Here is a 26,515-nt window from a genome sequence, read left to right as displayed (position 1 = left end):
GAGTTCGGCTCAGTCGAGCCGGAGCCAGCGCGCGGCGGACTGAGTGCCGGCGGATGCGTCGATCACGAAGAGCGAAGGGCCGCTCGGATCGAAGCCCAGCCCGGCGCCGATGGTGGTGCGCCAGATCGGTCCGGCGAACGTGGGCGTCACGCCATCGGGATCGATGACGAGCCACACCTCGGAGCTCGAGCTCGTGATGGTGATGGCCGTCGCGCGGAAGTAGAGCGCGTCGTTCGCGGGGTCGAGGTAGACCGGCTGGTTGCTGAAGTCGACGGTCACCGCGGCGAGGAGCTCGGGGGGCGTCGACGGGTTCGCGAGGGCGGCGCGCGGCAGGCGGAAGAGCCCGCGCGTCGAGCCGACCATCGTCGTCATGTAGAAGTAGGTCGCGTCGACCGCGAGGCCGGCGACGCCGTCGAACGTGGTGTTCTCCCCGAGCAGCGTCGCGGCGCCGCCCGCGATCGGGATCGAATAGAACTGCGTCGACGGGGGCGAGGAGAACGCGCGCGCGGTCGCGACGATCACGTTGTCACCGTCGCGCGCGATCGCGTTGATCGCTTTCGCGGCGTACCCGGTGGACGCCGGCGGCATGTCGACGAAGGAGGCGGGGTCGGTCGTGGACGCGGCGCCCATCCCGTCGGCGACGCGCGCGACGCGCGGATCGGTCGCGCTGCTGCCCGACATCGTCGCGATGATCGACGTGCCGTCGAAGTGCGCTCCGAGGCCGAACTGGCGCGTCGTGCCGGCGAGCGTCGAGAGCGTGAAGTCCGCGCCGCCGGCGAGGGGCGCGGTCGCGATGACCCGCTGATTGAGCCCGACCGCGATGTGCGTCGGCGTCGTGGTGATCCAGCGCGGGCCCGAGAACCCGATCGACTCGGGCGCGGTCGCGGGGAACGTGATCCCGAGATTCGTCGGCACGCCGCGCACGCCGCCGAAGTCGAGCTCCTGGATCGACAGCGACGTCGCGCCAGTGCCCGACGCCACCGCGATGCACACGTCCTGGCCGACCGTCGTCGCGGCGCCGACGCCGTTCGCGAGGTTGTCGCCGCAGTTGATCGTGCCCGCGCTCGCCGCGCTCACGACCGCGCCGCGCGTCGCGGTGTCGGTGCGGATGATCGCGAAGTTGCGCGTCGGCGTGTAGCGGTACCAGGTGAGCGCGCCGGTCGGCATGCACGCCGGCGCGTACGCGCGGTGGGTGCGATCGGGCGCGACCGTGTTCGCGCCGGGGCTCAGCGGGATCGCGTTCGCGCAGGTGTCGCCGAGGCCCGGCGTGAACTCCGAGATGCGCACCGTCGCGCCGGGGAACGGAACGAATGCGGTGATCAGACCGTTCGGGGGCGCCGGCTGCTGCGGCGCGGTGATCCACGTGTCGAGGCGACCCGCGGGACCGTCGATCGTGAAGCTCGCGCCGCCGCCGGGACCGGTGAGACGGGTCGCGCACACCTCGACGTCGCGGCCCGCGGTCGTGGGATCACATCCGCCGCGCGAGATCTCCACGTCGACGTGCGGCGCGGGCGCCCCGAACGGCGACGCGCGGCCGAAGGGCACGACGCTGACGGTCACGAGGCTCGCGTCGCTCGTCTTGTCGAACGCGATCACCGCGTCGTGGCCGAGCGGCACGGTCGGATCGCACGAGAGCGGCCCGGGGCCGGTCGGCGTGACGGTGCGCTCCATGCCGTGGATCGTGCCCGTGGTGATCGTCCAGACGTGGTCGCCGTCGGGGCTCGTCGGCGCGGTGTAGATCGCCGCGTCGGTCGCTCCGTCGTAGGGCGCGATGCAGCTCTCGCCGTCGCGCGGCATCGCTTCTTCGGCGATGCGCACCGTCGTCTGGTTGAACGTCTCGAAGTTGCTGACCCAGACGTAGTAGTCGCCGGGGCCGACATCGAGCCACGTCTCGACGAGGCCGGTGTTGTCGGCGTTCATGTACGAGCAGCGCAGCTGATCCGAAGGATCGGCGGCGGGCAGCTCGCAGGTGTCTCTCGTCACCTCGAAGTTGAACCCGTTGCGCAGCGTGATGTGCAGCGCGGTGCCGCCCGCCGAGAGGCTCGGCGTGGTCTTGCGATAGCGGATCACGCCGTCGGGGAGCGTCGCGGCCACGGGGATGCACGTCACCGCGCCGTCGTCGGTGGTCACGCCGCCCGCCGCGATCTGCCACTCGCGCGCGCCGTCGATCTCGACGGCCTGCTCGTTCGTCAGCGCGTCACCGCAGCGCTCACCGGTCGGCGCGCGCAGCGCGAAGTCGAGCTCGCCGTCGCCGCCGAGGCCTTCGTGCGCCGCGTCGAAGAGCGTGCCGGTCGCGTCGCGGAACGCGGTGAGATCGATCGAGTAGCTCGCGCCCGCGTTGAGGCGCGCGCCCACCGGGATCGTGAGCGACGTGCCCGCCACCGACCACGTGCCGGCCGCGGTGATCGACGCGCCGTCGCCGACGATCGTCACCTCGGTGCGCGAGGTGTCCATCGCCTCGCTGAACGTGATCGTGATCTCGAGCGGTGCCGCCGTCGTCGACGGCGCGACGTCGGTCGCGCCCTCGGCGGGCGTGCTCGAGACGACGTACGGCTTGTAGAGATCGCCGGTGGTGAAGTCGATCGCACCGTCGGTGAGCAGCACGGTGCCGTCGAGCGCGTTGCCCGCGACGTCGCGGTAGCCGTCGAGCGCGACGCGGTGCACGGTGATGTTCTCGAGGCGATCGGTGACGTCGAGCAGGAGGCGGCGGCCGCCCATGTCCCAGCTGCCGGTGAGCGTCGTCGCCGCGCCCGACACCGTGAGCGTCGCGGTGCCCGCGGTCGCGTCCATCGGCTCCGAGAAGAGCACCACGACCTGCGTGAGCACGTCCCACGCGACGTCGACCTGAGCGTCCGACGGATTCGAGTCGGTCACGACCGGCGCGACGTCGTCGTCCGCCGTGAAGTCGAGCGCGCCTTCGTCGCCGAGCGCGCTCGTGTCGAGCGCGTTGCCCGCGATGTCGCGCACGCCCGCGATCGTCACGCGGTACTCGCCCTCGTGCGCGAGCCCGCTCACCGGCACGCGCAGCGTGTGCGCGTCGCTCCACGCCGGCGTGCCGAGCACGGGCGAGCCCGCGCCGGTGATCGTCAGCGTCGGCAGATCACCGCGCACGCTCTCGCTGAGCACGAACACGATCTCCGCGGTCGCGACCGAGACCGTCGCGCCCTCGGCGGGCGTGGTCGACACGATCTGCGGCGCCACGAGGTCGAGCACCTCGAACTGCACCTCGCCGCCCTCCTCGAGCGTGTTGCCCGCGAGGTCCTCGAAGTCCGCCTCCACCGCGAACCTCGTCGCGCCGCTCGGCATCGGCATCGCGGTGCGGATCGAGAGCTCGGTGCCGTCCTCGTTCCACGAGCGCGCGCCGAGCGTCAGCATCGTCTCGCCGCTGCGCACCTCGAGCGTGCCGGCCGCGGGATCCATCGGCTCCGAGAAGGTCACCCGCAGCGTCGCGTCCGGTGCGACCCCCGTCGCTCCGTGGCTCGGCGTGACCGAGACCACGCTCGGCGCGACGGTGTCGCCCGGGACCGACGCGTCGTCGTCGCCCGTGCTCGTGTCGTCGTCGCCGCAGCCCGGTGCTGCGATCACGAGGATCGCCGCGCACCACCCCACCCATGAGCGAACGTGTCTGTACATCCTGCTCCCCTCAGTCCAAACGGACGAAATTCCCGCGCGCGTCGGTCTCGGACTCGAACAGGAAGATCGAGTCCGAGAGCGCGTCGTACGTGAGCTGGTGATCGTCGGCGTCGCCCAGCGGGCTCACGACGCCGAGGTCGATCGGCGTGCTCGTGCCGAGCCCCGTCACGACACGCACGTCGCCCTGCGCGTCGCGGAAGTAGAGGACCTGGGCCGCGCCGATCGAGTCGAGCGCGATCGATCCGCGCGCCATCGTCTCGGGCACGTTCGCGCGCGCGACCAGCTCCGGGATCGGATCGCCCGCGAGCGCGTCGCGCCGCACGCGATAGACGCCGCCCACGCCCGCGACGCGGCCGAGCAGGTACACGTACGTCGCGTCGACGGCCGTCGCGATCGCGCGCTCCATCGCCGGGATCTCGCCCGCGATTCGCGACACGCCCGGCGCGCTCGGGCTCGCGCGGTGCAGCGTGACGACGCCCGCCGATCCGCCGCCGCCGAACGCCGCCGGCGAGTCGACGAGCAGCCACAGATCCGCGCCGTCGTACGCGACCGAGCGGTACACCTGGCTGCCGAGCCGCGCCGCGCCGTCCCAGTCGAACGGCTCGTTCGTCGTGAACGCGCCGCTGGGCGTGACCAAGCGATAGAGCCGCGTGTGATCGGCGGGCCCGACGAGCGTGCCGAGACCGATGTCGTAGAAGCCCGCGTCGTCGAGGCTGAAGAGCGCCTCGCCGACCGCGACGCCCGAGTAGCCCATCTCGAAGGGCTCGACCTCGTGCGAGTCCGCGCGCACGTGACCGCTGCGCGGCACCGAGAGGATGCGCGACGGCCACTGCACCGCGGCGTGGATCGTCGTCGGCGTGACCGCGATCCACAGCTCGGACTCCATCGTCTCGACGCCGCCGGTGGCGCGCGCAGGCGGCGCGATCCCGAGCGGCGTCACGCCTCCCATCACGCCGGCGTAGGGAACCGGCGTCAGCGTGAGCGAGCCGATCCCCGCGCTGCTCGACACGGCGATGCACACCTCGCTGCCCGGCGCCGCGAACGCGCCGAGCGCGGGGCCCGACGTGTCGCTCGTGCACGAGCGCGTCTCGAACGAGCCGGGCGCGACCACCGCGATGGCGCCGGGGCCGCTCGCGTCGATCACGGTCGCGGCCTCGGCCGCGGTGAAGCGGTACCAGGTGACGCCGCCGCTCGTGGGGAAGCAGCCGGGCACGTCGAGGCGCTCGGGGCGCGTCGCGGTGATCGTCGTCGTGCCGCTCGATGCGATCGGGATCGCGTGCGCGCAGTCGTCACCCGCCTGCGGCTCGATCTCGCGCACGCGGAGCGTCGCGCCGCCGATCCCGAGGTAGGGTCGCGCCGAGGCGATCCACGCGTAGTAGGTGCCCGCCGCGCCGTGTGCGGTGAGCTCCGCGCGCCGCGATCCCGTCACGTCCGCTGCACATGCGAGCGAGCGCGCGCCCGACGCGCGCGGGTCGCAGCGATCGAGCAGCTGCACGTCGACCTCGCTCGTCGCCGTGACCACCGCCGAGAGCACGCTCGTGGGCGACGTCTTCGACAGCGCGACGACGACGTCGCCGCCCTGGAGGCGCTCGGGGTCGCACAGCATCGTGCCTGCGCCGTCGTAGGCGACGACGGTGCGATCCGACGCGCGCCCGACGCCCGCGGGGATCGTGTAGACGTGCTCGCCGCCCGCGCCCGTCGAGTGGATCGCGGAGCTCGCGTCGTAGGGATCGGCGCACGACTCGCCCTCGGGCATCGTCGCGACCTCGTCGACGCGGATCGTCGCGCCCTCGAACGCCGCGAGCGTCCCCGCTGCGGCGGTCGCGACCCACACGAAGTACTCGCCGGGGCCGACGTCGAGCCACGACTCCCACGTCGCGCGCTCGCCGGGGCAGTCGAGCCGCGCGGGGTCGAGCACGTCGCGCGAGGGCTCGCACGACGAGCGCACCTCGAGCACCACGAGACGCGACGCCGCGCTGGTCGCGGTCACGTGCAGGTAGGTGCCGCCCTGCGACGCCGCGGGCGTCGTCTTCACCACGCGGACCACCGCGTCGGGCGAGATCCACTCCGGCCGCGCCGCGCACTGCGCGCCCGCGCCTTCTCCCTCGCGCGAGGTCACCGCGCGCGGCGCGAGCCGCCACTCGTGACCGCCGCCCGCGACCGGCGTGCCCGACGCGATCGAGAGCGCGTCGGTGCACGACTCGCCGGTGCCGCTCGCCGTGACGAAGTCGAGCTCGCCGTCGCCGCCGAGATAGACGCCCGCGACGTCGAGCGCGTTGCCGAAGAGATCACGCTGCGCCCGCAGATCGACGCGATGCGCGCGCTCCGCGAAGAGTCGCGCGCGGACGTCGAGGGAGAGCTCGGTGCCCGCGAGGTTCCAGCGCGCCGGCACGTCGAAGGGCGCGACGCCGTCGTCGATGCGCACCGTCGCGGTCGCGTCGCGATCCATCGCGCGGTCGAAGCGCACGACCAGCTCCTCGATCGACGCACGCACGTTCCGCGCGCCCTCGACGGGCGTCGACGACACCACGGCCGGCGGGCGTCCGTCGGCGCCGGTCGCGAAGTCGAGCGCGCCGTCCTCGAGGTACGTCACCGGGTCGATCGCATTGCCCGCGACGTCGCGGAGCGCGGTGAGATCGAGCGCGTGCGCGCCCGAGGGCGCGAGGTGCCCCGCGGCGCCGAACGTGATGGTGCGCGCGTCCTCGGACCACGCGCCGGTGAGCCACATCTCCGCGCTCGGCCCGTCGAGGCGCGCCGCGCGACGCGTCACGTCCATCGGCTCGTCGAAGACGACGGTGATCTCGCGCGTGAGCGTCGCGACGTTGACCTGCCCTTCGGCAGGGTTCGCGTCGATCACGCGCGGCGCGTCGGCGTCGGGGCCGGTCGCGAACGTGATCGCGCCCTCGTCGAGGTACGCGCTGGTATCGAGCGGGCGGCCCGCGGCGTCGGTGAAGCCGTCGAGCACGAGGCGATACGTGCTCTGGTGCGAGAGCCCCTCGATCGACACGCGCAGGAGCGCGCCCTCGACCCAGCGCTGCTCGACGACGCGCGCGACGCCGGGCCCCTCGAGGCGCGCGGTGCCCGCGCGCGCGTCCATCGGCTCGTCGAAGCGCACCTCGATCGCGTCGAGGCGCGCCGACACGCCGGTCTCGCCGACGACCGGCTCGCTCGTGAGCACGCGCGGCGCCGCGGCGTCGCCCACCTCGAAGACCACGAGCGCCGGCTCGCGCAGCGAGTTGCCCGCGCGATCGGTGAAGTCGTCGGCGATGCGCACCTGCACCCTCGCGCGCGAGGGAAGAGGCTCGACCGGCTCGATCGAGAGGACGCGTCGCGCGTCGTCCCAGTGCAGCGGCTCGAGCGCCACCGCGGTGCCGTCGGCGGTCACGGTCACGCCGCCGCCCTCGGCGATCGGCTCGCTGAACGTGACGTCGATCCACTCGTCGGGCGGCACGTCGACGGCGCCGCTCTCGGGCGACGTGCTCACGACGTACGGGCGTTGCTCGTCGGGTGGCGCGTCGGGCCCGGCGTCGACCCGAAGGACGGGCTCGCGCGTGCCGTCGCAGGCGGCGAGCGCCAGCGCGAGCAGGACGATGATGCGCGGGCCGGATCGGGATCGCATGGAGCGGTCGTCTCCTCGGCGGGGGTTGTGTGAAAACGAATTGCGAATGGCTCACGCGCTCGTCGCTTTTCGTTCACGAGCATCGGGGCGGGTGCGGCGGAGTGCCGGCCACGGCGCGGCGCACGTCCGATTCCTCACAATGCCGACACGTCGATCGGACGGATCGGCGTCGATCGCGTGAGCCATTCGCCCCTCGCCATCACACACACCCGGCATGAGCTCCGACGCGCGGGCACACCTGCGGCTGGTCGACTCGCCCCCCGACGACGAAGGGGACGAGCCGGGCGGCGACGACGCCGAGCGATCGGGCGTCCGCGCGCCGATCGATCTCGACTCGGCGTTCCGGCTGCACGGTGGCTACGTGCTGCGCGTCGGCATGCGCATCCTCGGTCGCAGCCCGGAGCTCGACGACCTCGTGCAAGACGTCTTCCTCGACGCGGTGCGCGGCATCGATCGCCTCCGTGATCCCGACTCGGCGCGCGCGTGGCTCGCGACGCTGACGGTGCGCAAGGCGCGCCTCGTGCTGCGCAAGCGCTACGCGCTCACGATCTTCGGATTGAACGAGGAGCTCGATCAGGCAGCGCTCGCGGACGAGCGCGCCTCGCCGGAGCAGCGCACGCGCATCGCCGACCTCTATCGAGTGCTCGGGTCGCTGCCCACGGAAGAACGGCTCGCATGGACGCTTCGTTATCTCGAGGGCGAGCCCCTCGAGCGGGTCGCGCTCGCGTGCGAGTGCTCGCTCGCGACGGTGAAGAGACGCATCGCCGCGGCACACGCAGTCCTGGAAGCGGAGCTCGCCGATGAGTAAAGGCAACCGTCTCCGAGAGGCCATCGCCGACGTGCGCGAGCACGTCGCGCCGGACTGGGATCGCGCGCGCGCGAGCCGCGCCGCACAGCGGGCCGCGGCGCGCGGACGCCGTCGCGTGGTGCAGCGCACCGTCGGATCGGCGATCGCGATCGCGGCGATGACCGCGATCGCGTTCCTGGCGCGTCCGATCGCGACCGCGCCCGACGGCACGCCCGACCCCGAGGTGTCCGCCGCCGTCACGCCGAGCGTCCTGCGGCTCGCGGACGGATCGATCGTCACGCCGCTCGACGCCGACAGCGAGGTCTTCGTGGGCCGGATGACGCCCGGCGAGATCGAGCTCGTGCTGGTGCGCGGTGCAGCGCGCTTCGAGGTCACGCCGGGGCTTCCGCGCGTGTTCCGGGTGCGCGCGGGCACGGTCGCGGTGTCGGTGATCGGCACCGTGTTCACGGTGCGACGCGAGGGAAGCGGCGCAGCGGTCCAGGTCGATCAGGGTCGCGTGCGCGTCGAGTGGGAGCCCGGCGCGCGCGTCGAGCTCGCCGCCGGCGAGCGCGGCGCGTTCCCCACCGAGCCGACCGCGGAGCTCCAGCCGACCCCGGCGATCACGCCGGCGTTCGTCGCGCGGCAGACGGTCACGCCGCCCGACACGACCACGCCCGACCCGGCCACGCCCGACGTGGTCGTGCGCGAGACCGCGCCGCGCGCGCGCGATCACCGCGAGCCCCGCGCGCGCGCCGTCGAGCCCGCTCCGGTGGAGCCCGAGGTCGTCCCGGACGAGGCGCCCGTCGCGCCCGAGCCCGACACCCGGCCCGCGTGGCGTGCCCACGCCGAGCACGGCCGCTACGACGAGGGCTACGCGCTGCTGCTCCTCGATCCCACCGTCCTGCGCGGCGACGACGTCGACACGCTGATCCTCGCCGCCGACTGCGCGCGCCTCTCGGGGCACCCCGCGGAGGCGCTCGCGTACCTGCGTCGCGCGCTCGACGTCGGTCGCGACGATGCCCGTGCACCGGTCGTCGCGTTCACCCTCGGTCGCGTCTTGCTCCAGCAGCTCGGTCGTCCCGCCGAGGCCGCGGACGCGTTCGCCGAGACGCGCCGGCTCGCCCCCGAGGGGACCCTCGCGCAGGACGCGCTCGCCCGCGAGGTCGAGTCCTGTCACCGCGCCGGGCTGCACGATCGAGCACGCGCGCGCGCTCTCGACTATCTTCGCCTGTATCCCGAGGATCTCCGCACCGACGCCGTGCGCCGCCTCGGCGGTCTCGAGTGATCGCACGCGGCGCTGGGCCGCGATCGACGCGCTGCTGTTGAGCGCCCTGCTGCTCGCGCCCGCGATGGCGAGCGCGCAGGACCGACCACGCGTCGCGATCGCGATCGATCCCTCGTGCACGGAGCTCGACGCAGAGCTCACCGCGCACGTGCTCGCGATCGAGCTCGGCGACGACGCGGAGCTCGCGCCCTCGGACCTCGAGTCGACGACCCGCGCGCGCGTCTCGTGCGAGGGCACGTCGGTCTCGGTCGACGTCGACGACGGCCTCACGCGCAAGCGCCTGCAGCGCACGTTCGATCTCGCGAGCGCGCCTGCCGCGGTGCGCGCGCGCCTCGTCGCGCTCGCGATCGCCGAGCTCCTCGGCGCGGCGTGGGTCGAGCTCGGCATGCGCCACGACGCAGAGCTCGACGGGATGCGCCCCTCGCCCGAGGGCAGCGAAGAAGCACGCGCCGCGGCGCTCGACGCCGCGCGCGATCGCCTCGTCGACGAGACCTCGCCCGGCGATCTCGAGACCCCGACCCCCGAGCCGATCACCGCAGGCCCGGTCGGAGTGCAGGTGCTCGGTGCGCTGCGCCTCTCGGGCGAGCCGCTGCACGCCGCGGGCGGCGGTGGGCTCGCGGTCGACATCGAGCTCTTCGCGCCGCTCGCGCTGGTGCTCGACGCGCGCGCCGAGCACGGCCGCGTGGAAGCGGGCGCGCTCGGCTCGGTCGCGGTCACCACCGCATGGGTCGGCGCGCTCCTCGCGTTGCGGCTTCCCTTCGGGCTCGATCACGCGGACTTCGGCGTGGGCGCGCGCGGTGGTGCCGCGATCCTCGAGGGGCGCGCATCATCCGGCGCGAGCGCGGAGACGATCGCCGGCGGCACGCTCGCGGTGATCAGCGCGGCGCACCTCTCGCTGCACGTCGTCGGCTCCGCGTATCTGCACGTCGGCGTCGAGCTCGGATGGATCGCGGTGCCGGTGCGCGGCACCCTCGCGCCGACCGGCGAGACCCTCGCGGGCATCGCCGGCGCGCTCGGCGTGCTGGTGCTCGGCGTCGAGATCAGGCCGCAGTGATCCTCACGCGCGCTCGAGCGCGAACAGCGTCGCTTCGCTCTTGCGCAGCCAGAGCCCGCCGCCCGCGTGCACGAAGCGCGTCGACAATGCGCGCTTGTAGACCTCGGCCGATCGCAGCGCGACGTCGTGATCGCTGCGCGCGCGATCGACCGTCTTGCTCCAGTCCTCGCGCGTGACCGCCTCGAGATAGATCGCCTTCGTCGCGTGGCGCTTCAGGTTCGCGAGCGCACGCGTCACCTCGCGGTCGTCGAGGTACTGCAGGACGCCCTGACACACCACGAGGTCCGCGGGCTCGCCCTTCCAATCGACGACCGATCCTCGGCTCCAACCGAGCGTGTCGCAGAGGTGCTCGCTCACCTCGACTCCCGTCCAGGTCGCACCAGGAAAACAGCGCAGCACGGGGTCTCTCCACCACCCGAGACCGCACCCGAGATCGAGCACCGTGCGCACACGCACGTCGAGCAGACGCAGGTACGCAGCGACGAATTCCACGAGCTTTTCCGTGTCTTCTCGCGACGCCACGCGCCTTTTGCGATCCAGATAGAAGCGCCGGTAATAGCCCTCGTCGAACGTGCGTCGTGTCATCGAGTCGATCCGCTTGAAGCTCGCGGCGGTCCAGTGCGATGGTGCCCGCCTCCCAATCGATTTTGGGGCCAGAAGGTACCAGCGCATGTCCGCACCCGCCGCCTCCGAGAGCACTGCCGCGTCCGCCACGCCCGAGGGTCTTCCCGACCTCTCGCAGCTCCCCGAGGAAGAGCGCGACGCCGCATGGGTGAAGCACTACTACCGCGGTGACGACGTCCCGCAGCTCACGATCCGCGCGGTCGTGATGGGTGGTCTGCTCGGCGCGGCGATGAGCGTCTCGAACCTCTACACGACGCTCAAGCTCGGCTGGGCGTTCGGCGTCGCGATCACCGCGTGCGTGCTGAGCTACGCGATCTGGAACTCCTTCGTCTCGCTTCGACTCGCGAAGACGAAGATGACGATCCTCGAGAACAACTGCATGCAGTCCACCGCGTCGGCGGCGGGCTACTCGACCGGCGGCACGCTCGCCACCGCGGTCGGCGCGCTGCTGCTGATCACCGGTCAGCAGATGCACTGGTTCCCGGTCGCGATCTGGGTGCTGCTCACCGCGCTGCTCGGGGTCTTCCTCGCGATCCCGATGAAGCGGCAGATGATCAACAGCGAGCAGCTGCCCTTCCCGAGCGGCATCGCGGCCGCGGAGACGCTGCGCTCGCTCTACGCCGCGGGTCGCGAGTCGATGCTCAAGGCGCGCGCGCTGATCGGCGCGCTCGCGGTCGGCATCGTCGTCGCGCTGGTGCGCTCGTTCGGGTACATGCCCGAGCAGATCTTCCTGAACTTCCCGATCGTCGGCGCGCGCAGCACGGTGCTCACCGGCAAGACGCTCGGCATGTGGTTCGAGCCGAGCCTGCTGCTGATCGCGGCGGGCATGATCGTCGGTCTGCGCGTCTCGACGTGGATGCTCGTCGGATCGCTGATCAACTACGTCGCGCTCGCGCCGGCGACGATGGGCATGGAGGACTGGGTCGAGGCGCCGAAGCGCTTCTTCGGTCACATGGAGGTCGCGAGCAATCCGGGCGTCGAGTTCGGGCCGGGCTCGACCGAGCTCGAGGGCGCGCAGTACGACGAGGCCGCGGCGACGGCGAGCGAGACGCTCGCGTCGAGCAGCGCGATCGAGGCGATCCAGCTCACCGGCATGGCGAACCAGTCGGCGGGCGGCACTGCGGCGATCGCGACCGCGCGCGCCGAGCACCTGCGCGACGCGCTCGTCGAGCGTGGCGTGCCCGCGGATCGCATCCGCATCGGCGAGCCTGCGGTCGCCGCCGACGGCGCGCCGATGGTCGGGTGGACGGTGATCGCGCCCGGCGCGAGCGAGCTCCACGAGCGCCCGATCATCGCGATGATCCGCGTGACGCGCTGGTCGCTCTGGCTCGGCACCGCGCTGCTCGTCGCGTCGGGCCTCACGTCGTTCGCGCTGGGCTACCGCACGATCCTCCGCGCGATCCGCAACCTCGGGAAGAAGAAGGACGGCGCGAGCAGCGATCCGATCGAGCGCCTCGAGGTGCCCGCGAGCTGGCTGCTGATCGGCGGCATCCCGGTGACGATCGGCCTGACGCTGCTGTGCTGGCTCTCGTTCGGCATCGCGCCGTGGCTCGGCGTGCTCAGCGTGGTGCTCTCGTTCGTGCTCGCGCTCGTCGCGTGCCGCGCGACCGGTGAGACCGACACCACGCCGATCGGCGCGATGGGCAAGATCACGCAGTTCACCTACGCGGTGCTCGCGCCCGCGAACACGACGGTGAACCTGATGACCGCGGGCATCACCGCGGGCGCGGCGGGCTCGAGCGCGGACCTGCTGACCGACCTGAAGAGCGGCTATCTGCTCGGCGCGAACCCGCGCAAGCAGTTCCTCGCGCAGTTCTTCGGCGTGTTCTTCGGCGTGATCGCGGTGGTGCCCGCGTGGTTCGTCCTGGTGCCGGACCGCGAGCACCTCGAGGCGTTCAACTCGCCCGCGACGACGATGTGGTACGCGGTGGCGCAGGCGCTCTCGCGCGGCGTCGAGACGATCCCCGAGAGCGCGCGCCTCGCGATCGTGATCGGCGGTCTCGTCGGCATCGTGCTCGCGCTCGCGGAAGGCCTCGCGCCCAAGAACATCAAGAAGTGGATGCCCTCGTCGATGGGCCTCGGGCTCGCGTTCGTCGTGCCCTTCGCGAACGCGCTCTCGTTCTTCATCGGCGCGGTGATCGCGGAGCTGTGGATGCGCTTCGGCAAGGAGACCGGCGAGCGCTACATCATCCCGCTCGCGTCGGGTGCGGTGGCCGGCGAGTCGCTCGCGGCGGCCCTCTTCGCGATGCTCGCAGCGGCGGGCCTCGTGGGCGGTCACTGATTTCCCGGGGGAGCTCCGCTCCCCTCTCGACCCCCTGGCCGCTCCGCGCTGCGCGGGGGCCCCTACGCCCCCTTGCGTGTGCGCGCGCGGATCAGCGCCACGCGTACGCGCCGCCGATCGTGACGCTCCATCGCGCGATGTCGCCGAAGTCCGTGGGCACGTCGAGCATCGGGCGCGCGGTGAGGTACCAGCCCGGCGCGACGCGGATGCGGCCCTCCGCGTAGAAGCTCCACTCGGGGCGCAGCACTTCGTAGACGCGCTCGCCGAGATCGAACGGGATCGGCTGCGCGTCGCGACCGTACGAGAGGCCGATGCGCCCGCCCAGCGAGAGCTGCACGAGGCGCTCGGCGTTCACCTCGCGGCGCGTGTAGAACGCGGTCTCGATCACGTACGTGACGTCGAGCTCCGCGGAGAAGCCGGTCGTCCACACCAGCGCGGACGGGTTCGCGTAGAGCGTGCTCGAGAGCGTGACGATCAGCCCGCCGAGCATCGGACGGCCACCGACGTCGGCGTGCACGATGGCGCCGACCTCGCCCGCCGCGGGCTGTCCGCCGATCCCGAGGCCCACCCGCACGATGCCCGCGCGATCGACCTCGTCCTCGTCGAGCACGTGATCACCGCGTGCAATCTCCGCCTCGGTGTCCTCGGCTCGGGCTGGTCGCGCGAGCACGAGAGTCGTGAGCACGAATGCAGTGAGCGTTATTTTCGAGCGCACGGTCACGCATCGTACACTCGCGCTCGTGCATTGGCAGATTCGCGACATGCTCGTCCTCGCACTGGCGACGACGGCGGGCTGCTCGAGCGCTCCACCCGAGGTGCCTCCACTCCCACCGTGCACGCCGACGGTGACGATCGATGGCGCGCCGGCGGTGTGGGGCTTTGCCGATCTCCATACCCATCCGGGGATCGAAGAGGCATTCGAGGGTCAGCTGGTCTGGGGACATGCGCAGTCGAGCGCGCCAGTCTCGGCGACCTCGATTCCCTCACTGCCACCCTGCCCCGTCGAGACTCACGTCGTCCGCACCGGATCTCCGATCGAGCGGACTGCCCACTCGCAGATCCTTCCCCTGCTCAATCTGCAGTCCGACTACCCCCATCCGCCGATCGCGGGAGAAGGTGGCCCACCGATCGAAGGTTGGCCGAGCGGCAGTGACGTGCTGCACCAGCAGATGCCGGTGAACGCGATCCGCCGCGCCTACGAGGGCGGCCTGCGCGTGCTCTTCGCGAGCGTGACCGACTCCCAGGTCCTCACCCAGCTGCTCGCCGGGCCCTCATTTCCCGAGGTGATCGTGCCCAATCGCGCGCGCGAGCGAGACAGCGCGACGCGTCAGCTCGAGCGCATCGAGAGCATCGTCGACGAGCAGTCGGACTGGATGGAGATCGCGCGCTCGCCCGAGGAGGCACGGCGGATCATCGGCGAGGGAAAGCTCGCGGTCGTGCTCTCGCTGGAGATGGACGCGCTGACGATCGAGGACGTCGACGCGCTGATCGATCGATTCGGCGTGGCCCACGTGATTCCGATCCACCTGATCGACAACGATCACGGGGGCACTGCGGCCAACGGCGACATCTTCAATTCCGCGACCGCGCTGATGAGCACGATGTTCGGCCGACCGGCGCTCTCGTTCATCGAGGTCGAGCACACGTCGCGATACACGTCGCGGCTCGGGTGGCCGCAATTGCCGGGCACGATGTCGCCGCCGCTCCTCTTCGCGCTCGGGTCGGTGCCGCTGCCCTGGGCGGACGCGCTCGAGTACGACAATCAGTGCTTCTGCACCGGCGCGGGACCGAGCGCGCTCGGATATCGATTGCTCGGGCACCAGAATCGAATGGGGCTCACCGAGGTCGGGCGCACGTTCGTCCAGCAGCTCTTCGATCGTCGATTGATCGTCGACGTCTCGCACATGGGCGTCGCGGCGACGACCGACGCGATCGCGCTCGCCGAGGCGGCGGCCGGCGGCCCGTATCCGCTGATCGCGTCGCACGGAGGGATCGCGCCCGACGACGGACCGACGGGATCGGAGCGTGATCTCGCGGCCGATCAGGCGCGGTGGATCGCGCAGGCGGGCGGCGTGGTCGGGCTCGGGAGCGGCGGCGCGCTCGCGCCCGAGACCGTGCTCGCGGTGCGCGGTGGACCGATCGCGACGTTCACCGGCGCGAGCCGCACCGCGTGCATCGCGGACGGTGATGCGACGTGCGCGAGCGGGTGGACGACGATCTCGGGCTCGAGCGCCGATCCGATCACGCGCGTCGACGTGGTCGTGGAAGGCGCGGTGGACGGCGGCGGATCGCACGTGCTCGAGATGCAGCTCGCGGGCGCGACCCCCGACGATGCGCCGGTGATCGTGCGCACCGAGATGACGTGCACGTCGAGCTCGTGCAGCGCGACGCTCGATCCCCTGCCCGCGGTGCTCGAGGGCGACACGATCACCGAGTGCGCGGCCGGGAGCTCCACGCCGGCGTTCACGCGCGCGCAGATCGAGCGGGTGTCGATCCGGCTCGTCGGGGCATCGTGCGGTGGCCTGCCCGATGGCAGCGCGTGGTCGCCGACCAGCGCGACGATCACGATCGACGGAGCGACCTGGGTGGTCGCGGCGCGCGACAACGGTGGTGCGCTCGCCCAGCTCGGCAGCTCGCGCGGTGGGCTCGATCTGTTCCGCAGCGGCGACGACGCGCCGAGCTTCGACGACGGGCGCAAGCTGGTGCGCATCGGCGTGATCGCGAGCCCGGGAGGCTCGAACACGCTGCTCGGCGCGGCGCTCGATCGTTATGGCAGCGAGCTGTGCGCGCGACCGCGACTGCGCGCGAGCGACGGCACGTGTCCGGCAGCGCCGTCGTTCCCGACGAGCGGGTGCGAGGGCGAGTGGGTCACGATGAGCTTCCGCGGCACGTGGAGCGGCGGGAATCGCTTCGATCGCTTCGTCACGCTGCCCGCCGACGTCGCGCCGAGTGCGCTCTGCGGGCTCGATCTCGCGCTGGTCACCCACGACCCGGATGCGCGCGTGTCGTTCTCGATCGACGAGGCGCGCATCGAGGTCGTGCAGGATCCGGTGGTCGCGTGGGCCGAGGACTACGCGGGGCTGATGGATCGCATCTTCGACGGGCGCCGCGGCGCGATCGGGTTCGGCACCGACATGAACGGGCTCGCGCCGCAGTTCCCGATCACACGCCGCTCGCCGAGCACCTTCGAGTACGGCGCGCACGGGTGCAGCACGCCTTCGATCGGACCGCTCACGATCGACGGAGGCCCGCGCACGGTGCGCCTCGACGAGCGCGGTCTCGCTTCGTACGGGCAGCTCGCCGACGTGATCGCGACGATCGCGGAGAGCGACGATCTGCCCGAGGCGCAGCGCACGGCGGTGGTCGACTCACTGCTGCTCTCGGCCGAAGGGATTCTCCGGGTCTGGGAGCGCACCGATCCCGCGCGCCGCGGAGGGACGCCGTGATGCGTGTCTGGATGATCGCAATCGCGCTCTCGCTGGTGTCGATCCCGGCGCGCGCGCAGATCGAGAACGACGACGACGACGCGCTGGCCGTCGATCGCGGGACGACCGAGGCGTCGCGCGGCGTGGGGCGCACCTGCGTCGCGACCGGTGCGCGGCCGGGGAGCCCGGTGCCCGCGGGGTATTTCGCAGGGCTCGGCGATCCCGCGCGCAACATCTCGCTCGAGCTCGAGGGACGTGTCGGCGTCGGTCCGATCGGCGCGCTGCGCGCGCAGGTGCGCGGGGCATTGCCGATCACGCCGCTCGTCGCGCTCTCGGCGGGTATCGCGGCGGGCGCGTCGTTCGGGCCGAACGCCGACATCCTGCGCGCGCCGGCGATCGACGTCGGCGTGGTGATGCACTCGCCGTGCGGCGAGTGGCGCGGAGAGGCCTCGATCGCGTGGATGACGCCCACTGCCGAGGGCGCGACTCCGGCGCAATTGGACCTCTCGATGCGCACTGCGCTCTTGATGGGACCGGCCGATGACGCGCTGTGGTTTCCGCGCACCGGAGGCGGTGGATGGCGAGCGAGCGCGGCATTCGAGCTGCGCAGTGATCCGTTCGCCGGTGATGCCGCGCTGGTGGTGTCGGGCGGGCTCGGAATCCGGCTCGGACAGGCGTGGATCGCGACCTGGCTCGGCAATCAAGAAGGACTGACCGGCGGGCTCGCAGCGCAGCTCTTCCTCGGATCGGCGGCGCTCCAGATGCGGTGGGGAGCGCGCGCCGACGTGAGCATCTCGTCGATCTGGCCCGGCGGAGACGTGTTCCCGATCTCGGTGGACGGCGTCTGGGGATGGGAGCCGATTCGCGAGCTGCAGATCGAGCTGTTCGGCGGCGGCTCGACGATCATCCAACAGGTGGACTCGATTCGCGGCGGCGGGCGCGGTGGACTGAGAGTGATCGGCTTCGTCGATCTCTAGACCGACGAAGCCGAGTCGAGCTCAGAGCGACCGGAGGAAGGCGACCAGCGCGTCGCGCTGCGTGGCGTCGAGCATCAACACTCGCTGCTTCACCGCCTCGGCCTCGCCGCTGTGCCAGAGAATCGCCTCGAGGTAGCTGCGAGCGCGGCCGTCGTGGAGCAGGCGCGTGTGCCCGCTGACGGTCTCGACCAGACCGATCCCCCAGAGCGGCGGAGTGCGCCACTCGCGTCCCTGCTCACCGCCGCTCGCATCGGCGAGGCCCTCGCCGAGATCGTGGAGCAGCAGATCGGAGTATGGGCGGATATCCTGATCGCGCAGCTCGACGAGCGGATGCGTCGAGCCGGTGCGCGCCGTCGGAGCGTGACAGCCGACGCACCCGAGATCGCGGAACAGCGCTGCGCCCTGCTGCACCTGCGGGGTGCCGGCATCGCGCTGTCCGGGCAGACCGAGCAGCCGCATGTACGTCGTCATCCGCGCGAGGTCTTCGGCGGGGAGCTCGAAGTGACCGCTCGACTCCGGGAAGTACTCGCTGGTCACGCCGAGGTCCGCCTCGAGCGCGTCGGCGACCTGGTGCTCGACGCTGATCTTCTCGGCCCTCCACCCGATGCGACCGACGTGCATCTCGCCGGTGCGGGGATCACTGACGATCTGCACGCGGCCGCTGATGCCGTCTCCGTTGCAGTCGGTCGGGTCGGCGCGCGACACGATCGTCGTCTCGTCGATCGCCTCGAGCAGGCCCATGCCGACCAGCTGTCTCGCGACGCGCACCGACGCCCGCATGCCGTCGGAGGGGAACGCGAACACCGGACGCTGCAGCGTGACGACGGTGCCGTCGGCGAACGTGACGTCGTGCTCTTCGTAGCTCGCGATCGTGACCGCGCCCTCGCTCGGCTGGAGCTGATTGCCGAGCGGACCGTCTCCGTAGAGCTTGATCGCGACGCGATCGAGCGGAACGCCGATCTCGGGAGGCGCGCTGCGGCCGTTGCGCTCGTGGCACTCCGAGCAGCGGTGGACGTTGAACAGCGGTCCGAGCATGCCCGCCGACGACTCGAGCAGCGGATTGTCACCCTCGGAGTGCGCACCGGTCTCGAAGTCGGTGTGGAACAGGCGGCGCCCCTCGAGCCACGGCTGCACGTGGTCGGGCTGCATGTTGAGCGCCATCTGCGAGAAGTAGAGCTCGGGCTCCGCGTAGATCCACGGGATCGTCGTGTCGCCGCCGAGCCGCGCGTCGGCGACCGGACCGAGCACACCGCTGCCGTCGTCGTTCTCGGAGGTGAGGCGACCCTCGCCGACCACGTAGCGAAACGTGTCGGTGTAGTACGCGGTGCGGCCCTCGATCGCGCCGGGATCGCCGGGCTGATTGCCCGCGATGAACACGCCGAACTCGAACTCGAGCACGTCACCCACCTGCATGGGTCGGCTCTCGCGGCCGTTGCCGACGACGTCGCGCTGATAGGTCATCGGCGCGACCTCGACGAGATCGGTGTTGCGATGGAACACGTTGCCGTCGCCGTAGACCTTCCAGTAGCGGAAATTGGTCGTCGGCCCGAACGTGGTCGGCTGCGCCTCGGGGCGATAGGTGATGCGCACCAGGTCTTCGCCCGCCGCGACGTGATCTTCGATCTCGAAGCCGTAGCTGCGGTTCTCGAAGTAGCGCCCGCCGAACTCGCTGTACGTGCCCTCGAGCTCGTGACGACCGCGCACGCGGCCCGCACCGTGCGTGACGATCACTCCGTCGGCGCGACGCTCCGAGATCGGCGTGCCGGGCGCGGGCGCGTCGAAGAGCCTCCGCACCGCGAGCGCGTCGTCGTCGCAGCCCATCGGGACCGGCACGTCGGGACCGCCGCAGGTCGGTCGGTTCGAGGGGCCCGCCTCGAAGTACGCGTGCATGCGCTCGAGATCGGGCGTGGACACTTCCGCTTCGGCGAACGCGGGCATGGTGCCGACGCCCTCGCGCACCACACCGACGAAGCTCGCCGCGTCGCCTTCGTACTCGAAGAGATTCGGCGTTCCCGGAGTGCCCGCGCCCTCGCTGCCGTGGCAGCCCGCGCACGAGAGCGCGAACGCACGGGGCAGCGTCGGCGCCGCGGGATCGTCCTCGCAGTCGCCCGGCGGAGGTGGATCTCCCGGCGGGTCGCCGTCGGGATCGGATCCCATGATGAGCCCGTTCGAGCAGGCGCTCGAGGACAGCGCGAGCGCGAGCGCCAGGAGTCGGAGGTGCCGCATCGTCGTTCTCCATCCCGTTGGTGGAGCCGACCGCGCGAGCTGGTTGCGCGAAGTTCGATCCGCGCGTTTCACGCGTGTTTAACGCGCTCCTGGCGTCGCGGGCGGCCCTTCTCGGATAAGATCGCGGGCCTTGCGGCGCTTCCATCGAGCGGTGCTGCTCGCGGCGCTCGCGACGACACCCACTGCCTGCGGTCGCGTCGGGTACGACTCGCAGGGTCGCCTCGACGCTGCCGTCGTGCAGGACGCCGGCACGTCGAGCGAGCCCGACGCGTCGTGCGCTCGTGCGCTCGATCCGTGCACCGAGCTCCCGCGGCTCGATGCGCCTCCGTCGATCGACGGAGCGCTCGAGCCCTGCTTGGCGCTCTCGGTGATCGAGCCCCGCGGATGGAACGGCCTCGAGCCGCTGCCCGACGGCATCACCGCGCGCGCGGCGATCGCGTGGCATCCCGACGGGCTCTACGCCTACGTCGAGGTCGACGATGGAGAGCGCCACGCGGCGAGCCCGCCCGATCGCGCGCACTGCGGCGACGCGATCGAGGTCTTCGTCGACGACGACGGAGCGCTGACCGCGCCGCCCGACTACGATCGCCCGGGCACCGCGCAATTCGTCGTCGCCGCGCCGCTCGCGACCCGAGGCCCGTACGCGCAGCGCTGGGTCATCGATCTGATCGGAGACTGGACCTCACCGCGCTTCCTGATGGTCGAGCGGCCTTCGGGCTACGCGCTCGAGGCGCTGATCGTCGCCGAGGATCTCGGGCTCGCGTCGTGGGCGCTCGTGCCCGGCGCGCGCTTGGGCGTGGCGCTCTCGATCGACGTCTCGCCGCCCGGCGGCCCGCGTGAAGGCGAGTGCGGGGGCCGCCTCGGTCAGTTCTTCTCGCGCGTGATCAGCGAGCCCGGTGGTTGCGGCGAGCCCTACTGCGACGCGCGGGCGTTGTGCACGCCGGTGCTGCGCTGACCCAACGACTCGTCATCGCTTCGTGCGCCTGGCGCGCCGGCCCGGCGCGATCGGCGGTCGTGCCCGGAGCAGCTCGGCCAGTTGTGCGAGCGGAAGGCGGCTCGCCGCGTCGCGACGGTAGATCGCGGCCCATCGCTCGTGGAGGCCGCTGCGGGTGAATCGCCGCGCCACGACCTCGCCACGCTCGAGCGCCGGCCCCACCGCCCATCGCGAGACGAGGCCGACACCGAGCCCTTCCTTCACCAGCTCCACGAGCGCGTCGGTGAGCGGGACGGACTCGGTCTCGGGCATCGCCGCGCGCTCGGCCGCGATGAGCTCGCGCATCCGGTCGACGTCGCTGCGCGGAGCGTCGTGCGTGAAGAGCTTCTCGCGCCCGAGCTCGGTCGCGCTGACGTAGGGGCGGGTCGCGAGCGGGTGCGTCGGGGCGACGATCACCGTCCACTCGTCGTCGAAGAGGGGCTCGACCGCGAGCGCGCGGTCGCGCACCGGCGAGCTCGCGAGCGCGAGCTCGATGTCGCCGCGGAGGAGCGCGGCGACCGGCTCCCGCGTCGCCGCGAGCACGATGCGCACGTCGATGTGGGGATGATCCTTCCGGAGCGCGGTGAGCACGCGCGGCAGCCAGTGGTACGCGGTGAACGTCTCGACCGAGACGCGCACGACCACGCGCTCGCGCGCCCCGGCGCGCACCAGGTCGCGCTCGAGCCGGGACAGGTCGGACAACATCGAGCGCGCCGCCTCGACGAGCCGCTCGCCGGCCGGCGTGAGCTTGAGCTGCCGCCGGACCCGGGCGAAGAGCACCACGCCGAGTCGATCTTCGAGCTCGGCGAGCTGATGGCTCACGGCGGACTGGGTGAGGTGCAAGCGCGCCGCGGCGCGGGTGGGGCCACCTTCCTCGGCGATCGCGCGGACCAGGCGCAGGTGACGGGTCTCGATCATCGACATGATGAGCTCGCCTCATGAGCTGATGCAGAAGATGAGTTTCACACATGAGCAGCGACGGCGCATGGTGGGCCCATGACCACGACGCGCCATCGCTCCCACCACGACCGATCGTTCGAGCCCTTCGCTCCGGGCATCCACATCTGCGTCCTGCGCCGTCACGAGACCGGACCCGGCGTCACGCTGCTGGTGCGCATGGACGCGGGCGCCCACGCGCCGCGCCACCACCACCCCGGCGGCGAGGAGACGTTCATCCTCTCGGGCACGCTCCGCGCCGGCGGGAAGCTCCTCTCGGCCGGCGACTATCTCTACACGCCGCCCGGCGAGGTCCACGACGGACACGCGAAGGAGGAGTGCACGTTCCTCCTGGTCCTGCCCGGCGGCCTGGAGCTCACCCGCGATGCGGCGTGAGGGAGCGAGCGCGATCGACGCTGCCGCGCGAGACGCGATCCTCGCGCGCATCGCGTCGATCCCGAGCACGGCGACGCTCGGCCTCGAGCGCATCGAGCTCGCAGATGGGCGCTGCTCGCTCTTCGCGCCGCGCTCGCGCGGTCACGACGGGATCTTCGACTCGCTGCACGGAGGCATCGTGACGACGGTGGCGGACAGCGCAGCGGCGTTCGCGATCCTCACCCGGGTCGGTGCCGATGCCGCGCTCGCGACGACCGACGTGAGCCTCCGCTTCCTGGCGCGATGCACCACCGGCATCCACGTCGACGCCGAGGTCGTGAAGCTCGGCCGCGCGCTCGTCCCGGTGCACGTCGACGTGTTCGACGAGGCCCACCGGCACGTCGCGACCGGACACGTCTGCTACATGCGCTTCAGGTCACGCGACGAGCGCTGATCACCCGCCGCAGAGCGCGAGGGTCGCGGAGTTCTCGGGCATCGCACGCCACGAGCGATCGAGGCCGAGCTCGGCGAGCGCCGTCGCGATCGCGTCGATGCGCTCGGCCGCGCTGCGTGCGGCCTCGTCCGCGCTGGGATCGCCGAGCTCGCGCAGCGCGTGCGCCTCGATCCACCGCACGATCGACGCGGTCAGCGCGTCCATGCCGTTCTGCTCGCCGATCTTGCGTCCTTCTCGCGCGCGCTCGAGCGCGAGCGGGAGATCCGCGCGCGCGAGCGCGATGCGCGCGAGCACCGCGAGCGCGGTGGCCTTGTGCGGCTGGAAGAGGAACCCCGCGTCGTCGATCGTCTTGAGCGCTTCGCGCTCTGCGCCGTCGAGGTCGCCCTCTTCGAGCAAGCCGCGCGCGATCTCGGCGCGCGCGAAGAGCATCGCCATCGCGTCGGTCGACTGTGCGAGCACCTGATCGCGCAGCACCGTGATGCCCTCGGCGCGCGCGCCGCGCAGCACGAGGATCGAGCCGAGCGTGCCTACCGCGCGATGCCGCGTGAAGCGGTTGTCGGTGCGATCGATGAGGTCCATCGTCGCCCGCGCCTGCTCGAGCGCCGCGTCCTGATCGCCCGCGAGCGAGAGCACGCGCGCGTACCATCCGCCTGCGACGCCGAGCCCGAGGAGATCGTTGGCCTCGCTCATCGCGTCCATCGCGCCGCGCGCGGCACGCACGGCGTCGGCGAGCGCATCGGTGCGCGGCTTGTCGGCGACGACGGTGCGCACGATCTCGCGCCACCCGCGGAACGCAGGATCGCGCGCGGCATCGGCGGCGCTCGCGATCGCGAGCTTGTCGTCGAGCGCGGTCGCGATCGCGCGCTGACCGAGCTGCGCGAACGCGGTCGCGAGCATGAACACGGTGAACGCGTACGGGCCGGTGGGCGCGGGCTCGATGCGCTGGATCGCGTGCATGAGCTCGAACATCTTGCCGGGATTGCCCGCGGCCGCGCTCGCGAGGATCACGATCCCCGCCGACTGCGACCACTCGGGCGAGCCGGGCTCGAGCAGCTCCATCGCCTCGGTCGCGAGCGGCGTCGCGGCGTCCCATGCGGCGCGCCATCCGAGCGGCGTGCCCTTGGTGACCAGCAAGCGCGCGCGCAGCGCCCCGGTGGGCTCGCACGCGAGGCCCTTGTCGGCGAGCGCGATCGCGCCATCGAGGTTGCCCGCGTGGAGCGACGCTTCCGCGGCTGCGAGCAGGTACGGCGCGGCCTTCGCGGGCTCACCACCGCGCAGGTGGTGCTGCGCGAGCACCTGCGGATCGCGCTCGCCCGCGCGCTCGAGCCACGCCGCGGCCAGGCGATGTCCGAGCGCGCGATCGCCCTCGACGAGCATCGCGTACGCGACGTCGCGCACCAGCGCATGACGGAACACGTGCTCGCGCTCGCTCGCGAACTTCTCGTTGCGCCCGTGCTCGATCACCTCGAGGCGCACCAGCGTCTCGAGCCACGCGTGCAGCTCGGGCTCGGCGAGCGCCTCGCCGATCAGCGCGGCGACACCGCCGGTCCAGAACGACTCGCCGTACACGCTGCCCGCGCGCAGCACGAGGCGCGCGGAGGCATCGAGCTGATCGACGCGCGACTGCACCATGCCGAGCACGCTCTCGGGCATCGACTCGTCGCCGTGCTCCGCGACGTGGCGGATCAGCTCCTCGAGATAGAACGCGTTGCCGCCTGCGCGCTCGACGATGCGGCGCACCGTCGTCGCTTCGATCTGCTCGCCGAGCAGCGCCCGCACGAGACGCTCGGCGGCGCGCTTGGTGAGCGCCTCGATGGGCATCTCCGCGGCCTGCGTGAGCAGGCGCGGCAGCGCGTCGCGCCACTCGGGGCGTGCGAGGCCGAGCACGAAGAGCGGCTCGCTCTCGGCGCGCGCGATCGCGCGCTCGATCAGCGCGACGCTGGGCACGTCGGCCCAGTGCAGATCCTCGATCACGACGACGAGCGGGGTGCGCGCACAGAGCGCACGGATCCACTCCTCGAACGCGAGGCGCGTCTGCTCCGCCATGATGCGCGGATCGTTGCGGGCGGCGCGGAGCGGAGGGCTGGGATCGCCGGGCGCGGGCGCGTGCGCGAGCTCGCCGAGGAAGTCGAGCGCACGAGCACGCTCGGGCACGGACATCACCGCCTCGACGTGGGCGCGGAGCGCGGCGTGGCGCTGCTCGTGCGTCGCGTCCTCGTGGATCTCGGCGGCCATGCGCACGAGCTGCGCGGCGGCGTGGAGCGGTGATCCCGCGTAGAGCGGATCGCAGCGCGAGGTGAGCACGGTGACCGGCTCCTCGCGCGCGGTGATGCGCGCGACCAGCTCGCGGCGAAGGCGCGACTTGCCGATGCCCGCGGGCGCGACGAGCACCACCGCGCGCGCTTCGGGCTCGGCGACGCACGACGCGAACGTGCTCTCGAGATAGGCCATCTCGCGCTCGCGGCCGACACAGGGCGTGGGCTTGCCGAGCAGCTTGCGCGACTCGCCGGCGAAGGCGCGCGCGCCGGTGAGCATTCGACCGTGGACCGAGAAACGTCCGTCCAGGAGCGACGCGGTGACCTCGTCGATGCGAACCCCGGTCGGGTTTCCGACGTTGCGCTCGAGGGTCTCGTCCAGGAGTGAGGACGCGCGATCGACCACCGGACCCGCGGCCCACCGACCCGAGACCTCGGCGGGCCCGGTCGCGAGCGCGACGCGGACGTCGGGGATCACCGCGTGGATCGCGAGCGCGCACGCCGCGGCCTGCGCGGCCTCGTCCTTCGCGTTCGGCCGGCCGCGCAGCAGCACGAGCGCGGTGCCGCGCGGGAGCACGACGACGGTGCCGCCGAGCGGCTCGACGCACGTGCGCAGTGGCGCGAGGAAGCGCGCGTGCTCGTCGCTGCCGACGGTCGCGCGATCCTCGGTCGCGGCCGGCAGCTGCGGCAGCTGCACCAGTACCACGCTCACGACGCGGCGCTCGCCGGTGCTCACGACCTTGCGCTTCGGCGCGCGCAGCACGGGCCCGCGCGTGATCGGGCCGAGCGCATCGAGCGCGACGAGCACCTCGTCGACGTCGCGAGGGCGCCCGGTCCGCGCCTTCGAGAGCATGCGATCGACGAGCGCCGCGAGGTCGCTCGGCACCTCGGGACGGATCTCGGAGACGGAGGGCGGAGACTCGTGCAGCGCCTGCACGAGCATCGAGACCGGGTGGCTGCCGACGAACACCGGTCGCCCGGTGAGGCACTCGAAGAGCACGCAGCCGAGCGCGTAGACGTCGGCGCGAACGTCGATGTCGCGCTCGCCGCGCACCTGCTCGGGCGCCATGTAGCCGATGCTGCCGACCATCGCGCCGGTGCCGGTCACCGCGCGGGTCGCGTGGCTGGTGCGCGCGATGCCGAAGTCGAGGAGCTTCGCCTGCGCGGGATCGCGCGCGGCGAGGAACACGTTGCTCGGCTTCACGTCGCGATGGAGCGCGCCCTGCGCGTGGGCGGCGCGGAGGCCTTCCGCGATGCGTCGGGCGAGGCGCACCGTGTCGTGGAGCTCGAGCCCTTCGCGCGAGAGGCGCTGCGCGAGGTCCTCGCCTTCGAGCCACTCCATCGCGAGGAAGGGCTCGCCGTGCTCGGTCGTGCCGTGCGCGACGTAGGAGACGATCGCGGGGTGCGCGAGCGTCGCGAGGACGCGCGTCTCGCGTGTGAAGCGAGCGTCGCGATCGGGATCTGGATCGTGCAGCACCTTGATGGCGACGGACGCATCGGTGAGGCGATCGCGCGCGCGATACACGACGCCCATACCGCCGGCGCCGGCGCGCACGAGCACCTCGAAACGGTTCGCGACGAGATCCCCGGGCCGCACAGGACCCGGGATCG

At 72.2% G+C, this 26,515-nt stretch carries 16 protein-coding genes; 9 read left to right on the top strand and 7 right to left on the bottom strand.

Annotated elements, in window-relative coordinates; genetic code table 11:
* Positions 1-9 precede the first annotated feature (9 nt).
* Together I5071_RS41715 and I5071_RS41710 are read right to left on the bottom strand one after the other, a co-directional pair.
* Positions 10-3,609 carry an Ig-like domain-containing protein gene (locus tag I5071_RS41715; protein ID WP_236518970.1) on the bottom strand — a complete coding sequence of 1,200 codons (3,600 nt, stop codon included), beginning with the start codon at positions 3,607-3,609 and terminating at the stop codon, positions 10-12.
* Between the two features lie 34 nt (positions 3,610-3,643).
* On the bottom strand, positions 3,644-7,252 hold the full coding sequence (locus tag I5071_RS41710) for an Ig-like domain-containing protein (RefSeq protein ID WP_236518969.1): 3,609 nt from the start codon (positions 7,250-7,252) through the stop codon (positions 3,644-3,646).
* A gap of 214 nt (positions 7,253-7,466) precedes the next feature.
* Here I5071_RS41710 and I5071_RS41705 point away from each other — a divergent pair, with 214 nt between their 5' ends.
* From I5071_RS41705 to I5071_RS41695, 3 genes are read left to right on the top strand one after another with little or no spacing between them, the layout of a single operon-like run.
* The gene (locus I5071_RS41705) at positions 7,467-8,060 is read left to right on the top strand and encodes an RNA polymerase sigma factor (protein ID WP_236518968.1); all 594 of its coding nucleotides are present in this window, start codon (positions 7,467-7,469) and stop codon (positions 8,058-8,060) included.
* The gene (locus I5071_RS41700) at positions 8,053-9,324 is read left to right on the top strand and encodes a FecR domain-containing protein (RefSeq protein ID WP_236518967.1); all 1,272 of its coding nucleotides are present in this window, start codon (positions 8,053-8,055) and stop codon (positions 9,322-9,324) included. The genes I5071_RS41705 and I5071_RS41700 overlap by 8 nt, the downstream gene beginning before the upstream one ends.
* 37 nt (positions 9,325-9,361) lie before the next feature.
* A complete protein-coding gene (locus I5071_RS41695) occupies positions 9,362-10,378 on the top strand; it encodes a hypothetical protein (RefSeq protein ID WP_236518966.1) in 1,017 nt (338 codons plus the stop codon).
* A gap of 3 nt (positions 10,379-10,381) precedes the next feature.
* On the opposite strand, the gene I5071_RS41690 is transcribed toward I5071_RS41695, so the two are convergent.
* Entirely contained in the window at positions 10,382-11,050 is a 669-nt protein-coding gene (locus I5071_RS41690; RefSeq protein ID WP_236518965.1) for a class I SAM-dependent methyltransferase, read from the bottom strand.
* Here I5071_RS41690 and I5071_RS41685 point away from each other — a divergent pair.
* A complete protein-coding gene (locus tag I5071_RS41685) occupies positions 11,049-13,283 on the top strand; it encodes an OPT family oligopeptide transporter (protein ID WP_236518964.1) in 2,235 nt (744 codons plus the stop codon). The two genes, I5071_RS41690 and I5071_RS41685, sit on opposite strands and share 2 nt — an antisense overlap.
* A 91-nt stretch (positions 13,284-13,374) precedes the next feature.
* On the opposite strand, the gene I5071_RS41680 is transcribed toward I5071_RS41685, so the two are convergent.
* Positions 13,375-13,968 (bottom strand): hypothetical protein, encoded by a 594-nt coding sequence (locus tag I5071_RS41680; protein ID WP_236518963.1) that lies wholly within the window; start codon positions 13,966-13,968, stop codon positions 13,375-13,377.
* On the opposite strand from I5071_RS41680, the gene I5071_RS41675 reads away from it, so the two are divergent.
* Both I5071_RS41675 and I5071_RS41670 read left to right on the top strand, forming a co-directional pair.
* Positions 13,961-16,729, top strand: a complete 2,769-nt coding sequence (locus I5071_RS41675; RefSeq protein WP_236518962.1) for a membrane dipeptidase — start codon at positions 13,961-13,963, stop codon at positions 16,727-16,729. The genes I5071_RS41680 and I5071_RS41675 overlap by 8 nt on opposite strands.
* Positions 16,729-17,685 carry a hypothetical protein gene (locus I5071_RS41670; protein ID WP_236518961.1) on the top strand — a complete coding sequence of 319 codons (957 nt, stop codon included), beginning with the start codon at positions 16,729-16,731 and terminating at the stop codon, positions 17,683-17,685. The genes I5071_RS41675 and I5071_RS41670 overlap by 1 nt, the downstream gene beginning before the upstream one ends.
* Positions 17,686-17,706: 21 nt before the next feature.
* Here I5071_RS41670 and I5071_RS41665 read toward each other — a convergent pair whose 3' ends face one another.
* Entirely contained in the window at positions 17,707-19,911 is a 2,205-nt protein-coding gene (locus I5071_RS41665; protein ID WP_236518960.1) for a di-heme oxidoredictase family protein, read from the bottom strand.
* Between the two features lie 130 nt (positions 19,912-20,041).
* Between I5071_RS41665 and I5071_RS41660 the strand changes: the two genes are divergently transcribed.
* Positions 20,042-20,866, top strand: coding sequence for a hypothetical protein (locus I5071_RS41660; RefSeq protein WP_236518959.1), 825 nt, complete (start codon positions 20,042-20,044; stop codon positions 20,864-20,866).
* A 12-nt stretch (positions 20,867-20,878) separates the two neighbouring features.
* Here I5071_RS41660 and I5071_RS41655 read toward each other — a convergent pair whose 3' ends face one another.
* A complete protein-coding gene (locus I5071_RS41655; RefSeq protein ID WP_236518958.1) occupies positions 20,879-21,808 on the bottom strand; it encodes a LysR family transcriptional regulator in 930 nt (309 codons plus the stop codon).
* Positions 21,809-21,880: 72 nt separating this feature from the next.
* On the opposite strand from I5071_RS41655, the gene I5071_RS41650 reads away from it, so the two are divergent.
* Both I5071_RS41650 and I5071_RS41645 read left to right on the top strand, forming a co-directional pair.
* Positions 21,881-22,216 (top strand): cupin domain-containing protein, encoded by a 336-nt coding sequence (locus tag I5071_RS41650; protein WP_236518957.1) that lies wholly within the window; start codon positions 21,881-21,883, stop codon positions 22,214-22,216.
* Positions 22,206-22,649, top strand: coding sequence for a PaaI family thioesterase (locus I5071_RS41645; RefSeq protein WP_236518956.1), 444 nt, complete (start codon positions 22,206-22,208; stop codon positions 22,647-22,649). The genes I5071_RS41650 and I5071_RS41645 overlap by 11 nt, the downstream gene beginning before the upstream one ends.
* On the opposite strand, the gene I5071_RS41640 is transcribed toward I5071_RS41645, so the two are convergent.
* Positions 22,650-26,501: a serine/threonine-protein kinase gene (locus tag I5071_RS41640; protein ID WP_236518955.1), complete on the bottom strand. Its 3,852-nt coding sequence runs from the start codon at positions 26,499-26,501 to the stop codon at positions 22,650-22,652.
* Positions 26,502-26,515 lie beyond the last annotated feature (14 nt).

The organism is Sandaracinus amylolyticus, from assembly GCF_021631985.1.
Lineage (GTDB): Bacteria > Myxococcota_A > Polyangia > Polyangiales > Sandaracinaceae > Sandaracinus > Sandaracinus amylolyticus_A.
This window is presented reverse-complemented; position numbering and strand designations above follow the sequence as displayed.